Origin of the sequence: Streptomyces sp. NPDC102406 (assembly GCF_044765725.1) — a bacterium.
Classification (GTDB): domain Bacteria; phylum Actinomycetota; class Actinomycetes; order Streptomycetales; family Streptomycetaceae; genus Streptomyces.
On record NZ_JBIWKP010000005.1, the window covers coordinates 417,238 to 443,589 of the forward strand.

General features: G+C 70.5%; 25 protein-coding genes and 1 riboswitch. Of the genes, 13 read left to right on the plus strand and 12 right to left on the minus strand.

Annotation, left to right across the window (positions count from 1 at the left end; translation table 11 throughout):
• Positions 1 to 25 precede the first annotated feature (25 nt).
• Entirely contained in the window at positions 26 to 619 is a 594-nt protein-coding gene (locus ACIRF8_RS23075) for a TetR/AcrR family transcriptional regulator (RefSeq protein WP_404217324.1), read from the plus strand.
• Positions 620 to 670: 51 nt separating this feature from the next.
• Here the strand turns inward: ACIRF8_RS23075 and ACIRF8_RS23080 are convergent, their stop codons facing one another.
• The 4 genes from ACIRF8_RS23080 to ACIRF8_RS23095 form a co-directional block, all read right to left on the minus strand.
• Positions 671 to 994, minus strand: coding sequence for a multidrug efflux SMR transporter (locus ACIRF8_RS23080; RefSeq protein WP_361064379.1), 324 nt, complete (start codon positions 992 to 994; stop codon positions 671 to 673).
• A gap of 116 nt (positions 995 to 1,110) precedes the next feature.
• Complete coding sequence (gene rsgA / locus ACIRF8_RS23085; RefSeq protein ID WP_404217325.1) at positions 1,111 to 2,121, minus strand: ribosome small subunit-dependent GTPase A; 1,011 nt, start codon at positions 2,119 to 2,121, stop codon at positions 1,111 to 1,113.
• Between the two features lie 12 nt (positions 2,122 to 2,133).
• Positions 2,134 to 3,459, minus strand: a complete 1,326-nt coding sequence (gene aroA / locus ACIRF8_RS23090) for a 3-phosphoshikimate 1-carboxyvinyltransferase (RefSeq protein ID WP_404217326.1) — start codon at positions 3,457 to 3,459, stop codon at positions 2,134 to 2,136.
• A gap of 36 nt (positions 3,460 to 3,495) precedes the next feature.
• Positions 3,496 to 4,197 carry a M50 family metallopeptidase gene (locus tag ACIRF8_RS23095; protein WP_404217327.1) on the minus strand — a complete coding sequence of 234 codons (702 nt, stop codon included), beginning with the start codon at positions 4,195 to 4,197 and terminating at the stop codon, positions 3,496 to 3,498.
• Positions 4,198 to 4,261: 64 nt separating this feature from the next.
• Here ACIRF8_RS23095 and ACIRF8_RS23100 point away from each other — a divergent pair, with 64 nt between their 5' ends.
• From ACIRF8_RS23100 to ACIRF8_RS23145, 10 genes are all read left to right on the plus strand, one after another.
• The gene (locus ACIRF8_RS23100; protein ID WP_404217328.1) at positions 4,262 to 5,077 is read left to right on the plus strand and encodes an SOS response-associated peptidase; all 816 of its coding nucleotides are present in this window, start codon (positions 4,262 to 4,264) and stop codon (positions 5,075 to 5,077) included.
• Between the two features lie 33 nt (positions 5,078 to 5,110).
• On the plus strand, positions 5,111 to 5,755 hold the full coding sequence (locus ACIRF8_RS23105; RefSeq protein ID WP_404217329.1) for an alpha/beta family hydrolase: 645 nt from the start codon (positions 5,111 to 5,113) through the stop codon (positions 5,753 to 5,755).
• Between the two features lie 245 nt (positions 5,756 to 6,000).
• Complete coding sequence (gene sigR, locus ACIRF8_RS23110; RefSeq protein ID WP_404217532.1) at positions 6,001 to 6,684, plus strand: RNA polymerase sigma factor SigR; 684 nt, start codon at positions 6,001 to 6,003, stop codon at positions 6,682 to 6,684.
• On the plus strand, positions 6,681 to 6,971 hold the full coding sequence (rsrA, locus tag ACIRF8_RS23115; RefSeq protein ID WP_404217330.1) for a mycothiol system anti-sigma-R factor: 291 nt from the start codon (positions 6,681 to 6,683) through the stop codon (positions 6,969 to 6,971). Before sigR ends, rsrA begins: the two co-directional genes overlap by 4 nt.
• Positions 6,972 to 7,148: 177 nt before the next feature.
• Positions 7,149 to 8,480: an HD-GYP domain-containing protein gene (locus ACIRF8_RS23120; protein ID WP_404217331.1), complete on the plus strand. Its 1,332-nt coding sequence runs from the start codon at positions 7,149 to 7,151 to the stop codon at positions 8,478 to 8,480.
• A gap of 119 nt (positions 8,481 to 8,599) precedes the next feature.
• On the plus strand, positions 8,600 to 9,790 hold the full coding sequence (locus tag ACIRF8_RS23125) for an HD-GYP domain-containing protein (RefSeq protein WP_404217533.1): 1,191 nt from the start codon (positions 8,600 to 8,602) through the stop codon (positions 9,788 to 9,790).
• 108 nt (positions 9,791 to 9,898) lie between these two features.
• On the plus strand, positions 9,899 to 10,879 hold the full coding sequence (locus ACIRF8_RS23130; protein ID WP_404217332.1) for a tetratricopeptide repeat protein: 981 nt from the start codon (positions 9,899 to 9,901) through the stop codon (positions 10,877 to 10,879).
• 80 nt (positions 10,880 to 10,959) lie between these two features.
• A complete protein-coding gene (gene def, locus ACIRF8_RS23135) occupies positions 10,960 to 11,610 on the plus strand; it encodes a peptide deformylase (RefSeq protein ID WP_404217333.1) in 651 nt (216 codons plus the stop codon).
• A 364-nt stretch (positions 11,611 to 11,974) separates the two neighbouring features.
• A complete protein-coding gene (locus ACIRF8_RS23140; protein WP_404217535.1) occupies positions 11,975 to 13,012 on the plus strand; it encodes a multidrug MFS transporter in 1,038 nt (345 codons plus the stop codon).
• A complete protein-coding gene (locus ACIRF8_RS23145; protein WP_404217334.1) occupies positions 13,009 to 14,388 on the plus strand; it encodes a cytochrome P450 in 1,380 nt (459 codons plus the stop codon). Before ACIRF8_RS23140 ends, ACIRF8_RS23145 begins: the two co-directional genes overlap by 4 nt.
• On the opposite strand, the gene ACIRF8_RS23150 is transcribed toward ACIRF8_RS23145, so the two are convergent.
• Positions 14,385 to 15,347, minus strand: coding sequence for a GlxA family transcriptional regulator (locus ACIRF8_RS23150; protein ID WP_404217335.1), 963 nt, complete (start codon positions 15,345 to 15,347; stop codon positions 14,385 to 14,387). The genes ACIRF8_RS23145 and ACIRF8_RS23150 overlap by 4 nt on opposite strands.
• 94 nt (positions 15,348 to 15,441) lie before the next feature.
• On the opposite strand from ACIRF8_RS23150, the gene ACIRF8_RS23155 reads away from it, so the two are divergent.
• On the plus strand, positions 15,442 to 15,609 hold the full coding sequence (locus tag ACIRF8_RS23155; protein WP_404217336.1) for a hypothetical protein: 168 nt from the start codon (positions 15,442 to 15,444) through the stop codon (positions 15,607 to 15,609).
• On the opposite strand, the gene ACIRF8_RS23160 is transcribed toward ACIRF8_RS23155, so the two are convergent.
• The 7 genes from ACIRF8_RS23160 to ACIRF8_RS23190 all read right to left on the minus strand — a co-directional run bounded on the left by ACIRF8_RS23160 (position 15,606) and on the right by ACIRF8_RS23190 (position 24,571).
• Positions 15,606 to 16,631, minus strand: coding sequence for a ribonucleotide-diphosphate reductase subunit beta (locus ACIRF8_RS23160; RefSeq protein WP_404217337.1), 1,026 nt, complete (start codon positions 16,629 to 16,631; stop codon positions 15,606 to 15,608). The two genes, ACIRF8_RS23155 and ACIRF8_RS23160, sit on opposite strands and share 4 nt — an antisense overlap.
• On the minus strand, positions 16,631 to 18,973 hold the full coding sequence (locus ACIRF8_RS23165) for a ribonucleoside-diphosphate reductase subunit alpha (protein ID WP_404217338.1): 2,343 nt from the start codon (positions 18,971 to 18,973) through the stop codon (positions 16,631 to 16,633). Before ACIRF8_RS23165 ends, ACIRF8_RS23160 begins: the two co-directional genes overlap by 1 nt.
• Positions 18,974 to 19,095: 122 nt before the next feature.
• A riboswitch (cobalamin riboswitch) is annotated at positions 19,096 to 19,240 on the minus strand.
• A gap of 108 nt (positions 19,241 to 19,348) precedes the next feature.
• Positions 19,349 to 20,974 (minus strand): monocarboxylate uptake permease MctP, encoded by a 1,626-nt coding sequence (gene mctP, locus ACIRF8_RS23170; protein ID WP_404217339.1) that lies wholly within the window; start codon positions 20,972 to 20,974, stop codon positions 19,349 to 19,351.
• Positions 20,971 to 21,240, minus strand: a complete 270-nt coding sequence (locus ACIRF8_RS23175; protein ID WP_404217341.1) for a DUF3311 domain-containing protein — start codon at positions 21,238 to 21,240, stop codon at positions 20,971 to 20,973. The genes mctP and ACIRF8_RS23175 overlap by 4 nt, the downstream gene beginning before the upstream one ends.
• 119 nt (positions 21,241 to 21,359) lie before the next feature.
• Positions 21,360 to 21,563 carry a YbdD/YjiX family protein gene (locus ACIRF8_RS23180; RefSeq protein ID WP_404217342.1) on the minus strand — a complete coding sequence of 68 codons (204 nt, stop codon included), beginning with the start codon at positions 21,561 to 21,563 and terminating at the stop codon, positions 21,360 to 21,362.
• Entirely contained in the window at positions 21,532 to 23,694 is a 2,163-nt protein-coding gene (locus ACIRF8_RS23185; protein WP_404217343.1) for a carbon starvation CstA family protein, read from the minus strand. Before ACIRF8_RS23185 ends, ACIRF8_RS23180 begins: the two co-directional genes overlap by 32 nt.
• 112 nt (positions 23,695 to 23,806) lie before the next feature.
• Entirely contained in the window at positions 23,807 to 24,571 is a 765-nt protein-coding gene (locus ACIRF8_RS23190) for a GntR family transcriptional regulator (RefSeq protein WP_404217344.1), read from the minus strand.
• A gap of 384 nt (positions 24,572 to 24,955) precedes the next feature.
• Between ACIRF8_RS23190 and ACIRF8_RS23195 the strand changes: the two genes are divergently transcribed.
• Entirely contained in the window at positions 24,956 to 26,239 is a 1,284-nt protein-coding gene (locus tag ACIRF8_RS23195; protein WP_404217345.1) for an extracellular solute-binding protein, read from the plus strand.
• The last annotated feature ends 113 nt before the right edge of the window (positions 26,240 to 26,352 follow it).

Sequence of the window (26,352 nt, forward strand, 5' to 3'; positions counted from 1 at the left end):
GACACGGCGGCCCGGGGAGGCGACGATGCCCGCAGCGCGGGAATCCCTACTGGACGCGGCCTACACGGCGCTCGCGCGGCGTCCCTGGGGCGGGGTGCGCATGGTCGACGTGGCGGCGTTCGCCGGGGTCTCCCGGCAGACCCTCTACAACGAGTTCGGCAGCAAGGAGGGGCTGGCCCGCGCCCTGGTGCGGCGCGAGGCCGACGCCTATCTCGCCGGCGTCGACCGAGCCCTGAAGGAGGGTGGCCTGGACACGGTCGCCGAGTGGACCGTGGCGAGCGCCCGCCGCAATCCGCTGGTGCGCGCCGCGCTCACCGGCTGCTGGAGCGAGCGGCTGCCCTCGCCGACCCTGTCCGCGGTGCCGTCCTCGTCGGCGGTGCCCGCGCAGCGCCGCGCGGACGGCCCCCTGCCCGCCCCCGCCGATCTCGTCGCCTCGGTACGCGACCGGTCCCTGGCCGCGCTCGGCGCCGCGGGCACGGCGAGGACGCCGTCGGAGGCGCTGGCCCGGGACTGCGAACTGGCCGTACGGATCGCCCTGTCCTGCGTCATGGTGCCGCCGCGGGAGGGCGGGGTCGGGCGGATGGTGCGGGAGGCCATTCGCCCGGGACGCCCCGGCTGAACCGGGCGAACCCGGTCGCGGCCAAGAGGGCGGTCCCGCGCCGCCCGCGTCTCAGTGCGCCGACCCGGAGAGCTGGAGGCCGATGACGCCCGCGATGACCAGGCTGATCGAGATGATCTTGAGGGTGGAGACCACGTCGCCGAGGAAGATCATCCCGTAGATCGCGGTACCGGCCGCGCCGATGCCCGTCCACACCGCGTACGCCGGACCCACGTCGAGCTTCTTCAGGGACAGCGTCAGGAGGCCGAAACTGCCCAGTGCGAAGGAGGCGAACGCGATGGTCGGCCACAGCCGGGTGAAGCCGTGCGACAGCTTCAGGCAGACCGCGAAACCGGTCTCCAGGAACCCCGCGACAATGACCAGCAGCCACGCCATGTGATGTGCCTCCCGCGTTCCACTGATCCCGTGCGTCTCGTACGGCTTCGATCTTGCGTCCGGCTCGGTGCGATTATGCCTTCACCGGCGTGCGGGGGCAGCAAACAAGACAGAGGTCAGTCACCCTCGCGCCGCTCGCGCGTGGAGAGCAGACGGCGCAGCGAGTACAGGCGCGCCGGGTCCGCGTGGCCCTCCGCGACCCAGGCGTCCAGGGCGCAGTCCGGCTCGTCGTGGCTGCACGCGCGCGGGCAGTTCGCCGTGCCGGGCTCCAGATCGGGGAAGGCCTGGATGACCCGCGAGGGGTCCACATGGTGCAGGCCGAACGAGCGCACGCCCGGGGTGTCGACCACCCAGCCCGCGTCGTCCGGCAGCGGCAGGGCCCGCGCCGACGTGGTCGTGTGCCGCCCGCGCCCGGTGACCGCGTTGACGTGCCCCGTCGTACGCCGCTGAGCCTGGGTCACCAGCGCGTTCACCAGCGTCGTCTTGCCCACGCCCGAGTGGCCGACGAACGCGGTGATCTTCCCGTCGAGCTGCTCGCGCACCCGCGCCACCGCCGTGCCGTTCTCCAGCTCCTCGCGGCTGGTCACGACGTAGGGGATGTCGAGGTCGCCGTACAGCTCGAGCAGCTTGTCCGGCGAGGCGAGGTCCGACTTGGTCAGGACCAGCAGCGGCGTCAGACCGGCGTCGAACGCGGCCACCAGACAGCGGTCGATCATGCGGGGGCGCGGTTCCGGGTCGGCGAGCGCCGTGACGATGGCGAGCTGGTCGGCATTGGCGACGACGATCCGCTCGTAGGGGTCGTCGTCGTCCGCCGTGCGGCGCAGGACCGAGGTGCGCGGTGCGATGCGGACGATGCGGGCCAGGGTGTCCTTGGCGCCGGACAGGTCGCCGACGACGGCCACCTGGTCGCCGACGACCGCGGCCTTGCGACCCAGTTCGCGGGCCTTCATGGCGTGGACGGGCCGGTCGTCGATGAGGACGGTCAGCCGCCCCCGGTCGACGGTCAGGACCATGCCCTCCGCCGCGTCCTCGTGTTTGGGGCGGATGGTGGTCCGCGGCCGGTTCCCCTTGCGGTTGGGGCGCTGGCGGATGTCGTCCTCGTCGGTGTGCTTGCCGTAGCGGCGCATCGCGTTACGTCCCTACGGCCTGTCGTTCCCGAGCATCGTGGTCCACATGTCGGGGAAGTCCGGCAGGGTCTTGGCCGTCGTCGCCACGTTCTCGATCCGTACGCCCTCCACGGCCAGGCCGATGATCGCGCCCGCCGTCGCCATGCGGTGGTCGTCGTAGGTGTGGAAGATCCCGCCGTGCAGGGGGCGCGGGCGGATGTGCAGACCGTCGGCGGTCTCCGTCACGTCACCGCCCAGCTCGTTGATCTCCTTGGTCAGCGCGGCCAGGCGGTCCGTCTCGTGCAGTCGCAGGTGCGCGACGCCGCTGAGCGTGGAGGGCCCGTCGGCCAGGGCCGCGACCGCCGCGATGCCCGGGGTCAGCTCGCCGACCTCGCTCAGGTCCACGTCGATGCCGTGGACCGAGCCGGAGCCGGTGAACGTGAGCCCCCGCTCGGTCAGTTCGCAGGTGCCGCCCATCCGCGTGAAGATCTCGCGCAGCGCGTCGCCGGGCTGCGTGGTGTGCTCGGGCCAGTCCGGGACGGTCACCCGGCCACCGGTGACCAGGGCCGCGGCCAGGAACGGCTGGGCGTTGGAGAGGTCGGGCTCGATGACGATGTCCCGGCCGAGCAGGGCGCCCGGGGTGACCCGCCAGACATCGGCCTCGCCGCCCGACTCCGGGCTGTCGACCTGGGCGCCGACCGCGCGCAGCATGTCGACCGTCATCCGGATGTGCGGCATGGAGGGCAGCGAGGAGCCGGTGTGGCGGACCTCGACGCCCTGGTTGAAGCGCGGGCCCGAGAGCAGCAGCGCGCTCACGAACTGGGAGGACGAGGACGCGTCGATCTCCACCGGGCCGCCGTCGAGCGCCCCGCCGCCGTGCACCGTCAGCGGCAGTGCGCCCCGGCCGTCGTCGTCGATTCGGGCGCCGAGCACCCGCAGCGCGTCGATCACACCGTGCAGCGGCCGCTCGTACGAACGGGGGTCGCCGTCGAACCGGATCGGCCCGTCGGCGAGCGCCGCGACCGGCGGCAGGAAGCGCATGACCGTGCCCGCGTTGCCCACGTCGACCGTGGCCGGGCCCTGGAGCCCGGAGGGGATGACGCGCCAGGCCTCGCCCGAACCGTCCGGGCCGACCCCCTCCTCGATGCCCACGCCCATCGCGCGGAGCGCGCCCGCCATCAGCAGCGTGTCGCGGGAGCGCAGCGGGCGGCGCAGCCAGCCCGGCTCGGCGGCGAGCGCGGCCAGGACGAGGGCGCGGTTGGTCACGGATTTGGACCCGGGCACCGGAACGGTCGCGTCGACGGCCCCGCTCGCGAGAGGGGCGGGCCAGAGGGCGGTGGGCACGGGGTGCGTGGTCATGCCTTTACTTTAGTGGGCCCGCCCCGAGCCACCTCTTCACAGGCCGAGCAGCCAGCGACCCCCGCCCAGCAGTGAGCACAGGGAGACGGCGTGGAAGAAAAAGAGCCACATTCCCGCGGGGACGTGCGTGAGGCGGGAGAGCTGGTCGGCGTCGGAGTCACCGGCACCGCCGCGCCGGCGCTTGGCCTGGAGTTCGAAGGCCGGGCGGACACCGCCCAGAAGCAGGAACCAGACCGCCGCGTACGCGAACGCCGCCTGGACCTGGGGTCCGGCCAGCCAGGAGACCACGACGAACGCGCCGCCCGTGACGAACACGGTCAGCACCCCGTACGCGTTCCTGATCATCACCAGCATCGCCACCAGCAGGGCTGTCGCCAGCCAGAGCAGGAGCGTGATGTGGCCGTTGCCGAGCAGGGCCGCGGCGCCCAGGCCGAGCAGGGGCGGCGCCGTGTACCCGGCCGCCGCGGTGAGGATCATGCCGAGGCCGGTCGGTTTGCCCCGGCTGACCGTGAGGCCGCTGGTGTCCGAGTGCAGGCGGATGCCGTCGAGCCTGCGGCCCATGAGCAGGGCCACCAGGCCGTGGCCGCCCTCGTGGGCGATGGTGATGGCGTTCCGTGAGAGCCGCCACAGGGTGTGCGGGACGATCGCCGCCAGCGCGACGACGCCGGTGGCGATGACCACCCACTGGTCGGGGTCGGACTGGGTCCCGAAGATGCGGTCCCAGAGGCTGGCGTCCATGTGCGGGCTGCTCCCGTTCGGATTCTGTGGTCGTCGGGCTTGTCGCTCTGGCACTGTGGCACGTATGTGCGGACGGTATGCATCGAGTCGTGGGCCCGAGGATCTCGCAGCGATCTTCGAGGTCGAGAAGTGGGAGCCGGCGGAGGCCTATGAGCCCGACTTCAACGTGGCCCCCACCAAAGAGGTCTTCGCCGTACTCGATCGTCCGGTGAAAGACGCCGAGGACCCGCGCCCGGTTCGCCAACTGCGCAAACTCAAGTGGGGACTGGTGCCGTCCTGGGCGAAGACGCCCGAGGGCGCCGCCCGGATGATCAACGCGCGGGCCGAGACCGTGCACGAGAAGCCGTCGTACCGGCGGGCCTTCGCGACGCGGCGCTGCATCCTGCCGGCCGACGGCTATTACGAGTGGGTGACCGGGGCGGGGGAGCGGGAGCTGGAGGTCGAGGGGAAGAAGAAGCGGCCACGCAAGCAGCCGTACTTCGTCACACCGGCCGACGGGTCGGTGTTCGCGATGGCCGGCCTCTACGAGTTCTGGCGCGACCGCACGCTCCCCGACGAGCACCCGCTGGCCTGGTGGGTGACGTGTTCCGTGATCACGACCGAGGCGGAGACCGCCCCGCTCGGCGTCGCGCCCGAGAGCGGGCCGCGCTCGCTCGCCGACATCCACCCGCGGATGCCGCTGATGCTGACGCCCGACCGGTGGGACGCGTGGCTCGACCCGGGCCGCACGGACGTGGACGAGGTGCGCTCCCTGCTCGCGGCGCCGCCGGAGGGACTGATGCGGGCGTACCCGGTGTCCACGGCCGTCAGCAATGTCCGCAACAACGGACCGGAGCTGCTGAAGGAGCTGGACGGGCCCGAAGAGGTGACGCTCTTCTGAGGCCGGGCCCGGCCGGTGGTGCACCATGATCGGGTGACCCGTATCGACCTCGTGCCCACCGACGCCGGTGACGCCCGTATCACCTGGCACGCCGCCACGTCCCCCGCTCTCGTCCTTGCCGTCGGTCATGGTGCCGGGGGCGGCATCGAGGCCCGGGACCTGCGGGCCCTCGCCGACGCCCTGCCGCCGCACGGGGTGAGCGTCGCCCTCGTGGAACAGCCCTGGCGGGTGGCGGGCAAGAAGGTGGCGCCCGCGCCCAGGACCCTGGACGTGGGGTGGCGCGGGGTGTGGCCCGCGGTGGCGGCGAGCGGGGTGCCCGTGGTCGCCGGGGGCCGGAGCGCGGGCGCCCGCGTCGCCTGCCGGACGGCGAAGGAACTCGGAGCCCTCGGCGTCCTCGCCCTCAGCTTCCCGCTGCACCCGCCGGGCAGGCCGGAGAAGTCCCGCGCCGACGAGCTGCTGGGCACGGAGGTTCCCACCCTGGTCGTGCAGGGCGGCAACGATCCGTTCGGCAAGCCGGCCGAGTTCCCCGGCGACGGTGCCTACGAGCTCGTCGAAGTGCCGTACGCGGATCACGGGTTCGCCGTGCCGAAGCGTGCGGGGGTCGGCGAGGAGGAGACCCTCGCCGTCATCACCGACGCCGTCACGGCGTGGACTTCGTCACTCCGCCGGGACGGATGATCAAGTCCGGGAATGTGGAGTGCGGGGCGGCTGTTGTGGCGTACGTCGGTGACACAGTCGTACGAGAGGAAGTCCGCCGCATGGGTTCGACCATCTGCCCGAGCCGCGCCACCACTCCTGAACTGGAGTGGAGCGTGCTGAGCGCGGCCAAGAACGCTCCTATTCGGGCGGCGGGCGGACCGGATCGTCGTCTATCCTCCGATTCGGGTGGGACCTCCTTGGGTCTCGCGACGTCGTTGGAGGAGGTGGGTCCGGTCACAGGGACCGACGCAGGGACCGAACACGGCCAGGCGGACGAGCAGCCCGGCACCCCCGAGAACCCGGAGACCGCCGCTGCCCGCAGCGCGCGCTTCGAGCGGGACGCGCTGGAGTTCCTCGACCAGATGTACTCGGCCGCGCTGCGCATGACGCGCAATCCCGCGGACGCCGAGGACCTGGTGCAGGAGACGTATGCCAAGGCGTACGCGTCGTTCCACCAGTTCCGCGAGGGCACGAACCTCAAGGCGTGGCTGTACAGGATCCTGACGAACACCTTCATCAACTCGTACCGCAAGAAGCAGCGCGAGCCCCAGCGCAGTGCTGCCGAGGAGATCGAGGACTGGCAGCTTGCGCGCGCCGAGTCGCACATGTCGACCGGTCTGCGCTCCGCCGAGTCCCAGGCGCTCGATCACCTGCCCGACTCCGATGTGAAGCGGGCGTTGCAGGCGATCCCCGAGGAATTCCGCATCGCGGTCTATCTCGCCGACGTCGAGGGCTTTGCGTACAAGGAGATCGCCGACATCATGGGAACACCCATCGGTACGGTGATGTCCCGGCTGCACAGGGGCCGTCGCCAGTTGCGCGGGATGCTCGAGGACTACGCCCGTGACCGCGGGCTCGTCCCGGCCGGCGCCGGAGAGTCGAACGAAGCGAAAGGCTCGGGCTCATGAGCTGCGGAGAGCCGCACGAGACGGACTGCAGTGAGGTCCTCGACCATCTCTACGAGTTTCTCGACCATGAGATGCCGGACTCCGACTGCACCAAGTTCGAGGTGCACTTCGAGGAGTGCTCCCCGTGCCTGGAGAAGTACGGTCTGGAGCAGGCCGTGAAGAAGCTGGTCAAGCGCTGCTGCGGCCACGACGACGTGCCGGCCGACCTTCGGGCGAAGGTCATGGGGCGCATCGATCTGATCCGCTCCGGGCAGCCCGCCCCGGACGAGGGCACGCCGCTCGCCTGAGGCGCTTATACGGATAACTCCCGCATCATGTGCGGGAGTTCGCCTCATTCGCCACCCTGTTCACCCGATCGTGCTAATCCGGGGCCCCAGGCCCCGGCAATCCCCGTGATGCCGCCCTCGTGGCGTGCACCGCGTCCTATTCTCCGTGAACTGGACGCCATGGGGAGGGAGTTGGGCATGCGGTCGGTTCCGCCGGTGGCCCGTGTCTATGTGCTCCTCGCCGTGGGCTGCGCCCTCGTGTGCGTCGCGCCCGCGTTCTCCCCGGACACCTCCTGGTCCGCCGTGGCCCTGCTCGCATGCGTGTACGCGGGCTGCGAGCAGGTCGGCCGCTGTCGGCTCGTCGGACGGCGTGCCCCCAGGGGCATGGGCACCTTCTTCCCCGTCCTCCTCGCAGGAGCGTTCCTGCTGCCGCCCCCGGCCGCTGCCCTCGTCGCCGTGCCCGGCGCCCTGCTCGCCCGCGTCGAACAGCGTCCGGTGGCGCTGCGCCGCCTGTGGCGGGCCGCCCAGTTCGCCCTCGCCGGGTGGTCCTCGGCGCGGGCCTTCGGCGCGCTCGGCGGCCCGGACGCCGTCTCCGGAGCCCGGCTCCCGTACGCGCTCCTCCCCGCCGCCGCCGCTGTCCTCGTCTTCTGCGCCCTGCTCACCGCCCTCGACGGCGGCATCCTCGCCGCGGCCGAGCGCGTGCCCCTGCGGGCCGCCTGGCGCGGACTCTTCGCGCGGTCCCTGGCACCGGTCGCCGTGCACGGGCTCGCCGGGCTGCTGATGGCGGTGCTCTGGGCCAGCTCCTACGGTCCGCTGGCCGCGCTGCTCGTCCTGCTGCCCATGTACATCTCCTGCTGGGTGTTCGCCCAGTACCAGCGCGAGCGGGCCGCCCACCAGGCGACGATCCGCGCCCTCGTACAGGCCGTCGACATCAAGGACGGCTACACGCGCGGGCACAGCGAGCGGGTCGGGCAGGCGTCCATGATGATCGCCCGGGAACTCGGCATGGCCGACGAGCGGGTCGAGGTCCTGCGGTTCGCCGGGATCCTGCACGACGTGGGCAAGCTCGGCGTCCCGACCAGACTGCTGCGCAAGGACGGGCCGCTGACGCCCGAGGAGCGCGAGATCATCCAGCTCCACCCGGAGTACGGCCACGAGATGGTGCGCGGCATCGGTTTCCTCGGCGAGGCGCGGGCGGCCATCCTCCACCACCACGAACGGCTCGACGGCAGCGGGTACCCGTACGGGCTCGCGGGCGCGCAGATCCCGGAGTTCGCCCGGGTGGTGGCGGTGGCCGACGCGTTCGACGCCATGACCTCCACGCGTACGTACTCACGGGCACGGCCCGTCGACGTGGCCCTGGCGGAGCTGGAGCGGTGCGCCGGATCGCAGTTCGACCCGGTGATGGTGCGGGCGCTGGTGCGGGTCCTCGGGCGGGAGGGGTGGCACCCCGTGGTCACCGCCGACGAGGCCGCGGTCCCCGCCGCTCGCCCGGCAGGGGTGGCCGTGCCCGGGGCGGTCTCCCGGTGACGGGCCGGGCGCCCCGCAGGCCGGCGCCCGGCGCCGACGGCGCCGCCCACCCGCCGTGCCGTGCGGAGCGCCCGCCCGCCGCGGTGGCGGCCGTCTACCTGACGGCCGGCGTCCTCACCCTGCTCGCCCTCGGTTCCACCGCCCGGCACGGCGCGGCCGACCCCGGCGCCGCGTTCGCCTTCGGCCTCCTCGTCGTGGTGGGGGAACTGGCGCGATGGGGCGCCGGCGGCGACCGGGAAGCCGCGCCCCTCGGCACCGCGGGCGCGCTCGCGTACGCGCTGCTCGGGCAGGACGCCGGGCAGCCCACGCAGCACGGCGTGCTCCAGGTCGTCGCGGTCACCGTCGCGGGCACGCTCGTGGGATGCGTCCCGCACGTCGCCCGGGGCGACGGGCCCTCGCTCGACCACATGGCGCGCCGCGTGCTGACCGTCGGCTTCGCCGCCGTCTGCTTCCAGCCGCTCTACAACCGGGGAGAGGTGGAGGAGTGGTTCGGCCACGGGTCCCGCTACGCGCTGCTCGTCGTCGGGCTGCTCGCCCTCACCGCCCTGTGCGACGCCGTGCTCGCCGCCGCCATGGCGCACGCGCGCACCCGCTGGCCGTTCGGCCCGCTGCTCCGTGACGAACTGCGGGCGATGCTCGGGATCGGCTCCGCCGTCTGCGCGACCGGCGCCGTCATGGCCCTCGCCGTCGCCGTGGCCGGCCTGTGGGCGCTGCCCGTCATCAGCCTGCCGCTGCTCCTCACCCAACTGGCCTTCCGGCGCTACAGCGCGGTCCGGGCCACGTACCGGCAGACCATCGCCTCACTGGCCCGCGCCACCGAGATCGCCGGGTACACGCCGCACGGGCACGCCCACCGGGTCGCCGCGCTGAGCCGGTCGGTCGGCCGGGAGCTGGGGCTCTCGGAGCCCGATCTGACCGTCCTGGAGTACGCCGCCCTGATGCACGACATCGGGCAGCTCTCGCTCCTCGACCCCGTCGCCCGGGGCGCGACAGCGAACCTCACCCCCGCCCAGCAGCGGCGCATCGCCCTGCTCGGTGGCGCCGTCGTCCGGCAGACGGGCGTGGACGCCCAGGTCGCCGTGGTGGTCGAGCGGCAGGCCGATCCGTACCGTGAACAGCCGCTCGCCGCACGGATTGTGCGGACAGCGAACGCGTACGAGGAGATGGCCAGGGAAGAGGGCCCGCAGGGACCGCTCGCGGCCCTGGAACGACTGCGGCTCGGGACCGGTCGCGACTACCAGCCCGAGGTCGTGGAGGCACTGGCCAGAGTGGTCGTGGAGCGCGGTCTGAGCCTAGGGTCGGCTGGGTAACCCATGGGTAATGAGCGGGCGTCCGACCGTACGTGGTTGGATGCGAAGAAGCCCACAAAAGGGGAGTGTCCCGGGGGCACGGGCCTCAAGTATCGGCAGGCGGGAATCGTGAGGATCTTCGGCAAGGGACGGCACCGGCCCTCCGCCTCGTGGCGGCAGGCCACAGATCGTGCGTTCACGCTGATCGGGGACGGGCGCTACGAGGACGCGGGGGCGCTGCTGACACGCGCCGCGGACCTGGAGCCGTGGCTGTCGGAGTCCTGGTTCAACCTCGCGCTGCTGCACAAGTTCCGGCACGACTGGGAGCAGGCGCGCACCGCGGGCCTGCGCGCCGTCGCGCTGCTCGAACGGGAGACGGGCGCCCCTGACTGGTGGAACGTGGGGATCGCCGCCACGGCGCTCCAGGACTGGCCGCTGGCCCGGCGGGCCTGGCAGGCGTACGGGCTGAAGGTGCCCGGTGGCGCCACCGCCGCGGGCGAGCCGACCGGGATGGAGCTGGGCAGCGCCGCGGTGCGGCTCTCCCCGGAGGGCGAGGCCGAGGTGGTGTGGGGGCGCAGGCTCGACCCCGCGCGCATCGAGGTGCTCTCCATTCCGCTGCCGTCCTCCGGGCGGCGCTGGGGCGAGGTCGTGCTGCACGACGGGGTGCCCCACGGGGAGCGGACCATCGCCGCGGGGCACTCGTACCCGGTCTTCGACGAGATCGAGCTGTGGGCGCCCTCGCCGGTGCCGACCTGGGTGGTGCTCCTGGAGGCGGCCACCGAGTCCGACCGGGACGCGCTGGAGCGGCTCGCGGCCGATGCCGGGTTCGCCGCCGAGGACTGGTCGTCGTCGGTGCGGCTGCTGTGCCGCATGTGCTCGGAGTCGCGGATGCCGTCCGACGAGGGCGACGGCGAGCACCTCGACCCGCACGACCACAGCGAGCCGGGGCACCCCGGGCCGCTGGGCCACCGGACGGACGGGCAGCTCTGGGTGCCGGAGCGCGAGTGCGGGGTGGCGGCGCCGGCCTCGTTGGTCCGGGGGTTGCTGGACGGCTGGGTCGCCGACAGCCCGGATTCGCGGGACTGGCGGGATCTCGAAGAGGTGTGCTGAGACGCCGCGCCCAGGGCGGCACGCCCGTCGCCGTACCCTGTAGGGGTTCTCCGTACATCCCAGGAAGGCTTACCTCGGTCATGGCCCAGCAGGACACCGATCAGCAGCGCGCGGGCGTGCTCCCCGTGGACGACGAGGGCTTCGTCATCGACACCGAGGACTGCGAGGCGCGCGAGGCGGCGTACCGGGAGCGCGGGACGTCGCGGCCGATCACCGTCGTCGGGAACCCCGTCCTGCACAAGGAGTGCAAGGACGTCACCGAGTTCGACGACGAGCTGGCCGCGCTGGTCGACGACATGTTCGCCAGCCAGCGCACCGCCGAGGGCGTCGGCCTCGCGGCCAACCAGATCGGCGTCGACCGCAAGGTCTTCGTCTACGACTGCCCGGACGACGAGGGCGTGCGCCACACCGGCGTCGTCGTCAACCCCGTCCTGCGCGAGCTGCCCGCCGACCAGCGCCGCCTCGACGACTCCAACGAGGGCTGCCTGTCCGTGCCGACCGCGTACGCCGAACTGGCCCGCCCCGACTACGCGGTGGTCACCGGGCAGGACGAGAAGGGCAACCCGATCACGGTGCGCGGCACCGGGTACTTCGCGCGCTGCCTCCAGCACGAGACGGACCACCTCTACGGGTACCTGTACATCGACCGGCTCTCGAAGCGGGAGCGGAAGAACGCCCTGAAGCAGATGGAGGAGGGGACCCCGCGCTACCCCGTGGTCCCCAACGACTGAGTGTCAAGAGGCAGTTGAGCGCCGAGCGGCGCCCGGTACGGATGATTCCGAACCGGGCGCCGCTCTCGTCTGCACCAGTGCCCGAGCCGGTGCCCCGCACGCGTACGCCCAGTTGTGCGAACAGGACCGGCCGTACGTGACCCATATTCAGTCATGTAAGGGGACGATTCCGGCGAGTGGGGGTAGTGAGGGGAGCAAATCCGTTCCCAGAACGGTCAGTTGTAGTGCTGAATAGAAAGCGCGGGGATACGCAACGGCGCGCGCCCGGCACTGCGGGAGGGCGTACGCCATCAGGGCGGCAGAGAGGGGTTAGTTCGTGCCTGCTTATTCAAGGACAGCGGTCCCACCGGCGCTGGCGCTACCGGTGATCGAGGACGCGTTTCCTCGCAAGCTGCACCCCTATTGGCCGAAGCTCCAGGAGAAGACGCGGTCCTGGCTGCTCGAAAAGCGACTGATGCCCGCCGAGAAGGTGGATAAATATGCCGATGGTCTGTGCTACACGGACTTGATGGCGGGGTATTACCTCGGTGCGCCCGACGACGTACTGGCCGCCATATGCGACTACAGCGCGTGGTTCTTCGTCTGGGACGACCGCCACGACCGCGACGTGATCCACGCGAGGGCCGCGAACTGGCGGCGGCTCGCCGTCCAGCTCCACGCGGCCACCGAGGCCCCGGAGCTCCACCGCAACCACCAGGACCCCGTGGTCGCGGGCTTCGCCGAGAGCGTCGGCCGGCTCTACGGCTCCCTGAGCCGGACGTGGAACGCCCGGTTCGCCCGCCACTTCCACGTGGTGATCGACGCGTACGACCAGGAGTTCGGCAACCGCATGACGGGAACGGTCCCGACCGTCGACGAGTACATAGCCCTGCGCAGGAATACGTTCGCGCACTGGATTTGGCTCGACCTGCTGGAGCCGACCGCGCAGTACGAACTCCCCGCATGGGTCAGGAAGAACGAGGCGTACCACCGCGCGGCACTCGCCTGCCAGGATTTCGCCGCCTGGTACAACGACTTGTGCTCATTGCCCAAGGAACTCGCGGGCGACGAATTGCACAACCTCGGTATAAGCCTCATCAAACACGATGGGCTTTCCCTCGGAGAAGCAATAGCTGAAGTCCGCCGAAGGGTCGAGGGAACCATCGAGGATTTCCTCGCCGCGGAGGCGGAGGTCGAACAGCTCGCGGTCGCGACGGAGAACATCGGACCGCACGGAGAAGAACTCGCGAAAGCCATCAGGTCGTGCGTGGGAAATATGCGGAACTGGTTCAGCTCCGTGTACTGGTTCCACCACGAATCAGGGCGCTACGCGGTCGACAGTTGGGACGACCGGGCGACCCCGCCGTACATCACCGACGACGAGACGACCGAACAGACCGACCAGGTGGGTGAGTGCGCATGACCGTCGGATCCGCCCCGCCGACCCCGGCCGCGCCCGGCACGGACCCGGCCCGGCCACCGCTCGCCCCCGGCGGCGCGCCCCTGCTCGGCCACGCCTGGAACCTGCTGCGCGACCCGCTCGGCTTTCTGACGCGGCTGCGCGACGGCGGCGACGTGGTCCGGCTGAGGCTGGGCCCGAGAACCGCCTATGCGGTGTGCGACCCGGAGCTGGTGGCGACCCTGCTCAAGAGCCCGGACTTCCTGGTCGGAGGGCCACTCTGGGAGACGATGGGCGTCCTGCTCGGCAAGGGCGTGGCGACCAGCAACGGGCCCCTGCACCGGCGGCAGCGCCGGGCGATCCAGCCCGCGTTCCGGATGGACAGGATCCACGCGTACGCGACCGTGATGGAGGAGGAAGCGCGGGCGATGGCCGCGCGGTGGACCGACGGGCAGACCGTCGACATCGCGGCCGAGGTGTTCCGCACGGCGACCCGGGTCGTGGCCCGTTCCGTGCTGCACATCGAGTCCGTCGACGAGCGGGCCGACCGGCTGAGCGCGGCGCTGCACACCGTGTTCGAGGGCCTGTACCGCAGGATGATCCTTTCCTTCGGGCCGCTGTACCGGCTGCCCACACCGGCCAATAGGCGATTCGAGAACGCACTGGCCGATTTGCATCGCCTGGTCGACGAGATCATCGCCGAGCGAAGGGCGTCGGGAAGCAATCCGGGGGACCTTCTCGGGGCATTGCTCGACGACCGCGACGAGAATGGTGAAACCGTCAACGAGCAGGAGGTGCACGACCAGGTCGTCTCCCTCGTCGTGGCCGGTGCCGAAAATGTCGCGAAGACCCTGACGTGGGTGTTCCAGCTTCTGGCCGAACACCCCGAGCAGGAAAGGCGGCTGCACGCGGAGGTTGAATCCGTGACAGAGGGCGAGCCGGTGGCTTTCGGTCATCTCAAGGAGCTCGCATATATGCGGAATCTCCTCACCGAGTCGATGCGGATTAGGCCCGCTGTCTGGATATTGACGCGGCTGGCCGTCGTCGATACGACGCTCGGCGGGTATCGGATTCCGGCCGGATCCGACATCGTCTACAGTCCGCTGGCGATGCAGCGCGACCCCCGCGCGTTCACCGACCACCTGACCTTCGACCCCGACCGCTGGCTGCCCGAGCGCGCCGCGGACGTCACGCCCGCGGCGCACGCGCCGTTCAGCGTCGGCAACCGCAAGTGCCCCGGCGACCACTTCAGCATGGCCGAACTGGCACTGATCCTGGGCACGGTGGTCGCGCGGTGGCGGCTCGTCCCGACCCCGGAGACGGACGGCTCCCCCCGTATCGGCATCACGCTCCAGCCGAGGAGGGCCCTGCTGCGGGTGGAGGCGCGGCAGGGCTCCTAGCTCGCCAGCCGTACCCGGAAGGTTCTGCGGAAGGCGTTGGGCGTCGTGCCCAGCGCCTTCATGAACTGATGGCGCATCGCCGCCGCGTTCCCGAACCCGGCGCGGTAGGCGATGGCGTCCACCGTCTCGTCCGTGCGCTCCAGCAACTCCTGCGCGAACAGCACCCGCTGGCGCAGCAGCCAGCGGTACGGGGTCGTCCCCGTCTCCTGCTGGAAGCGGCGCGCGAAGGTCCGCGGTGACATGTGCGCCCGCGCCGCGAGCTCCTCCACGGTCACCGGCGCGTCGAGGTTCCGCTCCATCCAGGCCAGCACCTCGCCCACGGTGTCGCAGCGCGTGGCGGGCAACGGCCGCTCCACGTACTGGGCCTGGCCGCCGTCCCGGTGCGGCGGCACCACCATGCGGCGGGCGATCGCGTTGGCCACCGCCGAGCCGTGCTCGCTGCGCACGATGTGCAGGCACGCGTCGATGCCCGCGGCCGTCCCCGCGGAGGTGATGACCGGGCCCGCGTCGACGTACAGGACGTCGGGGTCGACGCGGGTGCGCGGGTACCGGACGGCGAGCTCGCGCGCGTACCGCCAGTGGACCGCGCAGCGGCGGTCGTCCAGGAGCCCGGCCTCCCCGAGCACGAACACCCCGGCGCACAGGCTGAGCACGCGCGCACCCCGGTCGACCGCCCGGCGCAGCGCGTCGAGCAGCTCCGGCGGGTAGCCGTCGAACCGGCGCCCCGCCGAGGGGATCGTGATGAGGTCGGCCTCCTCCAGGCGTTCGAGGCCGTGCGGGGTGGAGACCGTCATCCCCGGCACATGGGTGGTGAGCGAGGGCCCCTCGGTGGAAGCGACCGCGAAGTCGTACGCCGGGAGCCCGGCGTCGCTCCGGTCGAGGCCGAACACCTCGCACACGACGCCGAGTTCGAAGGGATGCACACCGTCGAGCAGCACTGCGGCCACGTTCTTCAGCATGGAGGACAGTCTGCCGCAGACCTGGCAGTAATTCGAGGGTCAGTGACAGAACTGCCACTGCCGCGGTGCGCTCGGCGGCGGCAGAGTAGAGGACATGAACACAGCGATGAACTACCTCACCGTCCTCTTCGTCTTCCTCCTCCTCGCCGCCCCCTCCCTGTACGGCGCCGCCCACGACCGCCGCATCGACCGGCAGATCCGGCAGGCGCGACGGGACGCCGAGCGCACCTCCCAGCGCCCCGAGTTCGCCAAGGTCGCCTAGAAGTCCTCGTCGAAGCCGACCGACCCCTCCACCGCCACCTGGTAGGCCGAGGGCCGGCGCTCGAAGAAGTTGGTCAGCTCCTGGACACCCTGGAGCTCCATGAAGGAGAACGGGTTCTGCGAGCCGTGGACCGGCGCGAACCCGAGCCGCACCAGGCGCTGGTCGGCGACGCACTCCAGGTACTGGCGCATCGAGTCCGTGTTCATCCCGGGCAACCCGTCCCCGCACAGATCGCGCGCGAACTGGAGCTCGGCCTCGACGGCCTCCCGCAGCATGTCGGTGACCTCACCGCGCAGCTCGTCGTCGAAGAGATCCGGTTCCTCCTTGCGCACCGTGTCGACCACGTCGAAGGCGAACGACATGTGCATGGTCTCGTCCCGGAAGACCCAGTTCGTCCCGGTGGCCAGCCCGTGCAGCAGTCCGCGCGAGCGGAACCAGTAGACGTACGCGAACGCACCGTAGAAGAACAGGCCCTCGATGCACGCCGCGAAGCAGATCAGGTTGAGCAGGAAACGGCGGCGGTCCGCCTTGGTCTCCAGCCGGTCGAGCCGGTCCACGGAGTCCATCCACTTGAAGCAGAACTCGGCCTTCTCGCGGATGGACGGGATGTTCTCGACCGCCGCGAACGCCGCCGCCCGGTCCTGCGGATCGGGAAGGTAGGTGTCGAGCAGCGTCAGGTAGAACTGGACGTGCACGGCCTCCTCGAAGAGCTGACGCGAGAGATACAGGCGCGCCTCCGGGGAGTTGATGTGCTTGTAGAGGGTGAGCACCAGGTTGTTCGCCACGATCGAGTCGCCCGTCGCGAAGAACGCGACGAGGCGGCCGATCAGGTGCTGCTCGCCCGGCGACAGCTTCGCGAGGTCGGCCACGTCCGAGTGGAGGTCGACCTCCTCGACGGTCCAGGTGTTCTTGATGGCGTCCCGGTAGCGCTCGTAGAAGTCCGGGTAGCGCATGGGGCGCAGGGTCAGTTCGAAGCCCGGGTCGAGCAGGTTCTTCGCGGTCTTCTTCGGTGCGGGGGTCATCACTGGCAGGCCTCGCAGGACTCGGGGTTCTCAAGGGAGCAGGCGACGGCGTCGGGCTCGGCCGCCTGGAGCGGCACGCGGGCCGCCGCGCGGGCGATGCGCGTCGCGGGGCGCGAGCGCAGGTAGTACGTCGTCTTCAGCCCGGATCGCCAGGCGTAGGCGTACATCGAGGAGAGCTTGCCGATGGTCGGCGTCTCCAGGAAGAGGTTGAGGGACTGGGCCTGGTCGAGGAAGGGGGTGCGGGCCGCCGCCATGTCGATGAGGCCGCGCTGCGGCAGCTCCCACGCCGTGCGGTACAGGGCGCGCACGTCGTCGGGGACCCAGGTGAAGCCCTGGATCGAGCCGCCCGATTCGCGCAGCGCCTCCCGGGTCTGCGCGTCCCACACGCCGAGCCGCTTCAACTCCTCGACCAGGTAGGAGTTGACCTGGAGGAACTCGCCGGACAGCGTCTCGCGCTTGAAGAGGTTGGAGACCTGCGGCTCGATGCACTCGTAGACGCCCGCGATGGAGGCGATCGTCGCGGTCGGGGCGATGGCGAGCAGCAGGGAGTTGCGCATGCCGACGGCGGCGATCCGCTTCCGCAGTGCGGCCCACCGCCGCGGCCAGGTCAGCTCGACGTCGTAGTGGTCGGGGTGCAGCACGCCGCGGGCGGTGCGGGTCTCGTCCCAGGCGGGCAGCGGGCCGTCGCGTTCGGCGAGGTCGGCGGAGGTCTCGTACGCGGCGAGCATGATGCGTTCCGAGATCCGGGTCGACAGCGCGCGGGCCTCGGCCGAGTCGAAGGGCAGGCGCAGCTTGAAGAAGACGTCCTGGAGGCCCATCGCGCCGAGTCCGACGGGGCGCCAGCGGGCGTTGGAGCGGCCCGCCTGCTCGGTGGGGTAGAAGTTGATGTCGACGACGCGGTCCAGGAACGTGACGGCGGTGCGGACGGCCGCGTCGAGCCGTTCCCAGTCGATGTCACCGTCGTGGACGAAGGCGCCGAGGTTGACCGAGCCGAGGTTGCAGACGGCCGTCTCCCCGTCGTCCGTGACCTCCAGGATCTCGGTGCACAGGTTCGAGGAGTGGACGGTGCGGCCGGGTTCCGCGGTCTGGTTGGCGGTGCGGTTGGCGGCGTCCTTGAAGGTCATCCAGCCGTTGCCGGTCTGCGCGAGGGTGCGCATCATGCGGCCGTACAGGTCCCGTGCGGGGATGGTCTTCCGTGCCTTGCCCTCGGCTTCGGCGCGGCGGTACGCGGCGTCGAACCCGGTGCCCCACAGGTCGACGAACTCGGGCACGTCGGCGGGGGAGAACAGTGACCAGTCGGCGCCGTCGGCGACCCGGCGCATGAACTCGTCGGGGACCCAGTGCGCGAGGTTCAGGTTGTGGGTGCGGCGGGCGTCCTCACCGGTGTTGTCGCGCAGCTCCAGGAACTCCTCGATGTCGGCGTGCCAGGTCTCCAGGTAGACGGCGGCGGCGCCCTTGCGGCGCCCGCCCTGGTTCACGGCGGCGACCGACGCGTCGAGGGTCTTCAGGAACGGCACGATGCCGTTGGAGTGCCCGTTGGTGCCGCGGATCAGCGAGCCCCGGGCGCGGATGCGGGAGTACGAGAGGCCGATGCCGCCGGCGTGCTTGGAGAGGCGGGCCACCTGCTGGTAGCGGTCGTAGATCGAGTCCAGCTCGTCGAGCGGGGAGTCGAGGAGGTAGCAGCTCGACATCTGGGGGTGCCGGGTGCCGGAGTTGAACAGCGTGGGGGAGGACGGCAGGTAGTCGAGGCGGCTCATCAGGCCGTAGAGCGCGGCGACCTCGTCGACGGCGCGGCTGCTGTCGTCCTCGGCCAGGCCCGCCGCCACCCGCAGCATGAAGTACTGCGGGGTCTCGATGACCCGGCGGGTGATCGGGTGGCGCAGCAGGTAGCGGCTGTGCAGGGTGCGCAGGCCGAAGTAGCCGAAGCGGTCGTCGGCCCGGGGGTCGATCAGCGCGTCGAGGCGCGTGGCGTGGAGGCGGACGAACGCTGCGGTGCGGTCGGCGATCAGGCCCTCCCGGTGGCCGGTCGCGACGGATTCGGTGAAGGAGGTGACGCCCTGGGAGGCGGCCTCGGCGGCGACGGAGAGTGTGAGGAGGCGGGCGGCGAGCCGGGAGTAGACGGGGTCCTCGGAGATCAGCCCGGCGGCGGCCTCGGTGGCGAGTTCGCGCAGTTCGCTCTCGTCGGCTCCGGCGCTGCGCCCCCGCAGGGCGGCACCGGCGACCCGGCCGGGGTCGGCGCCGGGCAGGTCGGAGGTCAGCTCGGTCAGGGTGCGCAGCAGCGCGGTGCCCGGGGCGTCGTCGGGTGCGGCTGAGACCGGTTCGGCGGGCGGCGCGATGGTCACGTTAAGGGCTCTCCCTCGCTCGGCTCGGGGCCTGCGGGGAGGAGTGGCTCGGGCGTGCACGGGGGCGCCGTCGTCACCGGCCCATTCCGCGAGGCCCGGACGTCATCGACACCCGGACCGGACGGCCCGGGTGTGCTGTCGGCAGGTCGTCGGACTCACGCGGGCGCCTTTGTGTGCGCATACGTTCACCGTTGCGGGACAGTTCCGGATTTGCACCGGATTCCCCTGCGGCTACAGCGAGAGCGAGCATACATGTTGTGCCGGGTGTCCGGCGCGTGCCCATATGTTGTGTCGTCCTGGTGTGCGAGGGAGGAGCCCGACACAAAGAGACGGGCCCCTCCACAAGGGAGAGGCCCGTCCTACGAGGGGTGGTGATCAGTGTCCGGCGCCCACTCCGACGACGGGCAGGTCCTGCTGGACGCCCTTGTCACCGGCGTCGGCGGTGTAGTCCTCGGGCGAGGTCTCGTCGACACCGGCCGGGGCCTTCACGGCCTTCAGGACGAAGGTCAGGACGACCGTCACGATCACGTTCATGACGAACGCGGTCAGACCGATGTAGCCGATCTCCCCGATGCCGGGGATCTCGTCGGAGGAGCCGCCGAAGTGTGCTTGCGTCGGCGAGGCCACCCCGTACGCGGCGAGCGTGCCGTACACCATGCCGACCGCCCAGCCGGCGAGCAGCGCCCACCGGTGGAACCAGCGGGTGAACAGGCCGCCGACCAGCGCGGGCATCGTCTGGAGGATCCAGATGCCGCCCAGGAGCTGGAAGTTGATGGCGACGGTCTTGTCCATGGTGAGGACGAAGGCGAGCGCGCCGACCTTCACGAGCAGCGACACGAGCTTGGAGACCTTGGTCTCCTGTGCGGGCGTCGCGTCGGGCTTGATGAAGTCCTTGTAGATGTTGCGCGTGAAGAGGTTCGCCGCGGCGATGGACATGATCGCCGCCGGGACGAGCGCGCCGATGCCGATGGCGGCGAAGGCGACCCCCGTGAACCAGTCGGGGAACATGTCCTCGAAGAGCTGCGGGATCGCCAACTGCCCGTTCTGCACCTTGATCCCGGCCGCGATCGCCATGAAGCCGAGCAGTGCGAGCAGGCCCAGCATGAGCGAGTACAGGGGCAGGATCGTGGTGTTGCGGCGGATCACGTTGCGGCTCTTGGACGACAGGGTCGCCGTGATCGAGTGCGGGTACATGAACAGCGCGAGGGCTGAGCCGAGCGCGAGCGTCGCGTACGTCCAGTGGCCCGCGTCGCCGGGCGCGAGCGCCCCGACGGGTTTGCCGGTCGCCGGGTTGAGCTGCTCGAACTTCTTGCCCGCGGCGGCGAAGATGTCGTCGAAGCCGCCCAGTTTGATCGGGATGTAGATGATCGCGACCGCGATGACGAGGTAGATCAGACCGTCCTTGACGAACGCGATCAGCGCGGGGGCCCGCAGGCCCGAGGAGTACGTGTACGCGGCGAGCACGCCGAAGGCGATCAGCAGCGGCAGGTCCTTGACGAACCAGTTCGTGTTCTCGCCGCCCCCGACGCCCATGACGTCGAGCACGGCCTGGATGCCGACCAGTTGGAGCGCGATGTACGGCATCGTGGCGAGGATGCCGGTGATCGCGACGGCCAGCGAGAGGCCCTTGGAGCCGAAGCGCCCGCGCACGAAGTCGGACGTGGTCACGTACCCGTGCTTGTGCGAGACCGACCACAGGCGCGGCAGGAACGTGAAGATCAGCGGGTAGACGAGGATCGTGTAGGGCACGGCGAAGAAGCCGGACGCGCCCGCCGCGTAGATCGCCGCGGGGACGGCCACGAAGGTGTACGCCGTGTAGAGGTCGCCGCCGAGCAGGAACCAGGTGATCCAGGTGCCGAACGAGCGTCCGCCGAGGCCCCATTCGTCGAGCGAGTCGCTCTCCGAGCGCCGCCAGCGCGCGGCGAGGAAGCCCATGACCGTGACGGCCAGGAAGAAGATGATGAAGACGGTGAGCGCGACACCGTTGACGCCGCCGTTCATCCCTGGCTCCTCGGGGCCTTGCGGGCGCGCTGGTCACGCTGCCACAGCTTGTACGCGATCATCGTGAGGCCCGTCGAGATGAGCACCCAGAGCATCTGGTACCAGTAGAAGAACGGGATGCCGATGAAGGTCGGGTCGATCTTGGAATACGAGCTGACCCAGAGCATCGCCACGAACGGTGCGACGAGGCACAGCCCGATGACGACGCGGACCGGTGTCACCACCGGTCTCCCCACTTGTGGCGCAACTTCCGGCGCATCGGACATTTCGCGGCTCCGTCCCCTCGCTGATCCCACTTATCTCACGTTTAACGTGCGGGAAATCTAAGCGAGAGTCTTGATCTATGGAACCCCTGTCCGGATAACGGACGTACTGCTTCCGGTCGTCAGCAGCAGCGGAAGCCCTGGCGCGGATCCTCTTCCTGACGGTCCGTCCGCATGCGCTCGAACTCGCGCCGCGAGGGCACGGAGGCCCCCGGGTGCACGGCCCGCTGGTGTGCCACGTAGCGCTCGTACGCCGATTCGTCCGTCAACTCACGTACGTACCAGCGCACATGCTCAACCGCCCGCAGAAGTACCGACGCCAGCATCGCGCGCCTCCTTTCGCCGTTCCGCCTTCTCCTCCCGACTGGGGACGAGCCCGGCCGGGGCGACCAGCGTCGACTCGACATAGGGGGCCTCGCTCAGCCGGGTCGACCGGGGGTCGCGTACGTGCTTGAGGCAGATCCGCGCCGCGTCCGCGATCACCACGACGATGAGCAGGGCGAGCGCGGCCGACAGGACGCCGTCGACCGTGGAGTTGGTCACGACGGTGTGCATGTCGTCCATGGTCTTGGCGGGCGGCAGCACCTTGCCCGCGTCGATGGCGTCCTGGTAGTTCGAGCGCTGCTGGAAGAAGCCGACGCGCGGGTCGCTGGAGAACACCTTCTGCCAGCTCGCGGTCAGCGTCACGACGGCGTCCCAGACGAGCGGGACCCCCGTCACCCAGGCCCACTTGAGGCGGCCGGACTTCACGAGCAGCGTCGTGCACACGGCCAGCGCCACCGCCGCGAGCAACTGGTTGGAGATGCCGAAGATCGGGAAGAGCTGGTTGATCCCGCCGAGCGGTTCGTGCACGCCGACCCAGAGGAAGTAGCCCCACAGGGCGACCACGACGGCGCTGCTGATCAGCAGACCGGGCTTCCAGCTCACGTTCCTGAACGGCTTGTGCAGGTTGCCCAGCATGTCCTGGAGCATGAAGCGGCCCACCCGCGTCCCGGCGTCCAGCGCGGTCAGGATGAACAGCGCCTCGAACATGATCGCGAAGTGGTACCAGAAGGCCCGCAGTCCGCCCCCGGTGACCTGCGAGAAGATCTCGGAGACACCGACGGCCAGGGTCGGCGCGCCGCCCGTACGGGACAGCAGGCTCGACTCCTCCACCTGCCGGGCCGCGCGCGCCAGATCGTCCGGCGAGATCGAGTAGCCGAGCTGCGCGACGGCCTGGGAGGCGGACTGCACGGAGTCGCCGATGACGCCGGCGGGCGCGTTCATGGCGAAGTACAGGCCCGGGTCGATGATCGAGGCGGCGACCAGGGCCATCACGGCGACGGACGACTCCATCAGCATGGAGCCGTAGCCGATCATCCGGACCTGGGTCTCCTTCTGGATCATCTTCGGCGTCGTGCCGGAGGAGATCAGGGCGTGGAAACCGGAGAGCGCGCCGCACGCGATGGTGATGAAGACGAACGGGAACAGGGACCCGGCGAACACCGGCCCGTCCCCGTGCGAGGCGAAGTCGGTGACGGCGTCCATCTTCAGCGTCGGCAGCGTGACGATCACGCCGATGGCCAGCAGCGCGATCGTGCCCAGCTTCATGAAGGTGGAGAGGTAGTCGCGCGGCGCGAGCAGCATCCACACCGGCAGCACCGAGGCGACGAACCCGTACGCCACCATCCAGATGACGAGCGTGGAGGGGGCGAGGGTGAAGGTGTCGGCCAGCGACGACTCGGCGACCCAGCGCCCCGCGACGAGTGCGAGCAGCAGCAGCGCGACGCCGATAAGGGAGACCTCGGAGACCCGGCCCGGCCGTAGGACACGCAGGTAGAAGCCCATGAACAGGGCGATCGGGATCGTCATCGCGATGGAGAAGGTGCCCCAGGGAGAGGCCGCGAGGGCGTTGACGATCACCAGCGCGAGCACCCCGAGCAGGATGATCATGATGGCGAAGGCGGCGAGCAGCGCGGCGGCCCCGCCGAACGGGCCGATCTCCTCGCGCGCCATCTGCCCGAGCGACCTGCCGTCCCGCCGGGTCGAGAAGAACAGCACGACCATGTCCTGCACGGCCCCCGCGAAGATCACCCCGACGATGATCCAGATGGTGCCGGGCAGGTATCCCATCTGGGCGGCGAGCACGGGTCCGACGAGCGGTCCCGCCCCGGCGATGGCGGCGAAGTGGTGGCCGAGCAGCACCCGCCGGTCGGTCGGGTGGAAGTCCATGCCGTTGTTCAGCCGCTCGGCGGGCGTGGCCCGGGTGCCGTCGACCTTGAGCACCTTGTGGGCGATGAACTTCGCGTAGAAGCGGTAGGCGACGGCGTACGACCCGAGGGCGGCGGCCACCATCCAGGCGGCGGAGACCTCCTCGCCGCGGGCGAGGGCGAGGACGGACCAGCCGGCCGCGCCGACGAGCGCGACGAAGGTCCACAGGGCGATGGTGCGCGGAGAGCGGTGAGATGCGGTACGCACGAGTGCGTCCTCCCGTCCATGCGGCGACGGGAGGAACGTAGGGCAGAAAGGTGAGCGGCGCCACACCGCGTGCGGAGCCGGTCCCGTTCCCCAACAAATCCGGGGGCCGGGATCAGTCCATCGGCCGCTTCAGGCGCGCCACGAACTTGTACCGGTCGCCGCGGTAGACCGAGCGCACCCACTCCACCGGCCGGTCCGAACCGTCGATCGAGTGGCGCGAGAGCATCAGCATCGGCAGGCCCACGTCGGTGCCGAGCAGACCGGCCTCCCGTGGTGTGGCGAGCGACGTCTCGATGGTCTCCTCGGCCTCGGCGAGGTGCACGTCGTAGACCTCGGCGAGCGCCGTGTAGAGCGAGGTGTACTTGACGAGCGAGCGGCGCAGCGCCGGGAAGCGTTTGGCCGAAAGGTGCGTGGTCTCGATGGCCATGGGTTCGCCGCTGGCCAGGCGGAGCCGCTCGATGCGCAGCACGCGCCCGCCGGCGGAGATGTCGAGGAGCCCGGCGAGGGTGTCGTCCGCCGTGACGTACCCGATGTCGAGGAGCTGCGAGGTCGGCTCCAGGCCCTGCGCCCGCATGTCCTCGGTGTACGAGGTGAGTTGCAGGGCCTGCGACACCTTGGGCTTGGCGACGAAGGTGCCCTTGCCCTGGATGCGCTCCAGGCGGCCCTCGACGACCAGCTCCTGCAACGCCTGGCGGACGGTGGTGCGCGAGGTGTCGAACTCGGCGGCGAGCGTGCGCTCCGGCGGCACCGGCGTGCCCGGCGGCAGGGTCTCCGTCATGTCGAGCAGATGCTTCTTGAGGCGGTAGTACTTGGGCACGCGTGCGGTACGGACGGGCGCCCCGCTCTCGTTCTCCGCACTGCTCACGTCGGTGCTCATGCTCCGCCTTCCCGGCTCCGGTGCCGATGCGACCGACGTACCCATCGGCCACGGCTCACATCGTGGCACGGCTCGCTGCCGGGGACTCCCCGCACGCTCCGTGATCCCTCCTTATACCGTCCGGTGCCCGTCTGGTCTAGTCCACACACCAAGTGGGGGAAGCGGTTCCGCGACCCCTCAACGCCCTTGTGCCGACGGGTGGGTGTCGTTCCGATAACGGACGCACGGCCCTTTCTCGGCCACTCTTGACACCTCTATTGGTCTGGGCCAAGCTCCCGGTACTGGTCTACACCATTCACGACCAGGTCCCAGCCCCACAGGTCGTACTCGTCTCAAGTCACCGCGGTGGGCAGGGGGGTTGCTGGCATCCCTGAGGAGGGTGGCGTGAAGCGCAAGCTGATAGCGGCGATCGGTGTCGCGGGCATGATGGTCTCGGTCGCGGCATGTGGCGGCAGTGACGACGACAGCGGCAGCAAGGCGGGGGCCGACGGGTCGTACAAGGGGCAGACGCTGACCGTCTGGACCATGTCCGGGTCGAATCCCCCGGAGTGGACCAAGCAGGTCAAGGCCGAGTTCGAGAAGAAGACCAAGGCCAAGCTGAACATCCAGGTCCAGGAGTGGAACGGCATCCAGCAGAAGGTCACCACGGCCCTCTCGGAGTCGAACCCGCCCGACGTGCTGGAGATCGGCAACACCCAGACCCCCGCGTACGCCAAGACCGGCGGTCTGGCCGACCTGAGCGATCTCAAGAGCGAGATCGGCAAGGACTGGGCCGACTCGGTCAACAAGCCGTCGGTGTACGAGGGCAAGCAGTACGCGCTGCCCTGGTACTTCGGTAACCGCACGGTCATGTACAACAAGAAGATCTGGAAGCAGGCCGGCATCACGGACACGCCGAAGACGCGTGCCGAGCTGTTCGCCGACCTCAAGAAGATCGGTACGAAGACGAAGGCCGAGCCGCTCTACCTGCCCGGCCAGAACTGGTACTTCTTCGACGGCCTGCTCGTCGGCCAGGGCGTCGAGCCCGTGAAGAAGGACGGCGACAAGTGGGTCTCCAACCTCTCCGACCCCAAGGTCGGCAAGGCGATGGACATCTACAAGCAGTACCAGGCCTTCTCCAAGGCGCCCAAGGACAAGGACGAGGCCACCCCGCAGCAGGCCACCGTCTTCGGCAAGGGTGAGACCGGCGCGATCATCGCCATGGGCTACGAGGCCGGCACCGCGTTGCAGGCCAAGAAGCTCAAGGCCGAGGACATCGGCTTCTTCACCATCCCGGGCGAGACCGCGGACAAGCCCGAGGGCGTCTTCCTCGGCGGCTCCAACCTCGCGGTCGCCGCGGGCTCCAAGAAGCAGGAACTCGCCAAGGAGTTCCTGAAGGTCGCGCTCTCCGTCAAGAACGACGGCCAGCTCGTCAAGGAGGCCGGCTGGGTCCCGAAGTCCCCGGCCCTGGAGTCCTACGCCAAGGACCAGCCGGCCGCCATGGCCGGTGCCCCCGCCGCCGCCAAGTCCGGTGGCACCACGCCGCTGATCCCGGAGTGGGCGCCGGTGGAGAACCCGCCGAACCCGATCAAGACGTACATGACCTCGGTCCTGAACGGTAAGTCCGCGACCGAGGCGGCCAAGGCGGTCGAGGGCGAGCTCAACAAGCGCCTGAGCCAGCAGCAGTAGGCGCGCCCTGAGCCGGGGCGGCGGACCGGATCCTGCATCCCGGACCGCCGCCCCGGCCCCGCGCATCGTCCCAGTACGGCTTCGTACGGATTCGTACGGCTTTGGAAGAGATG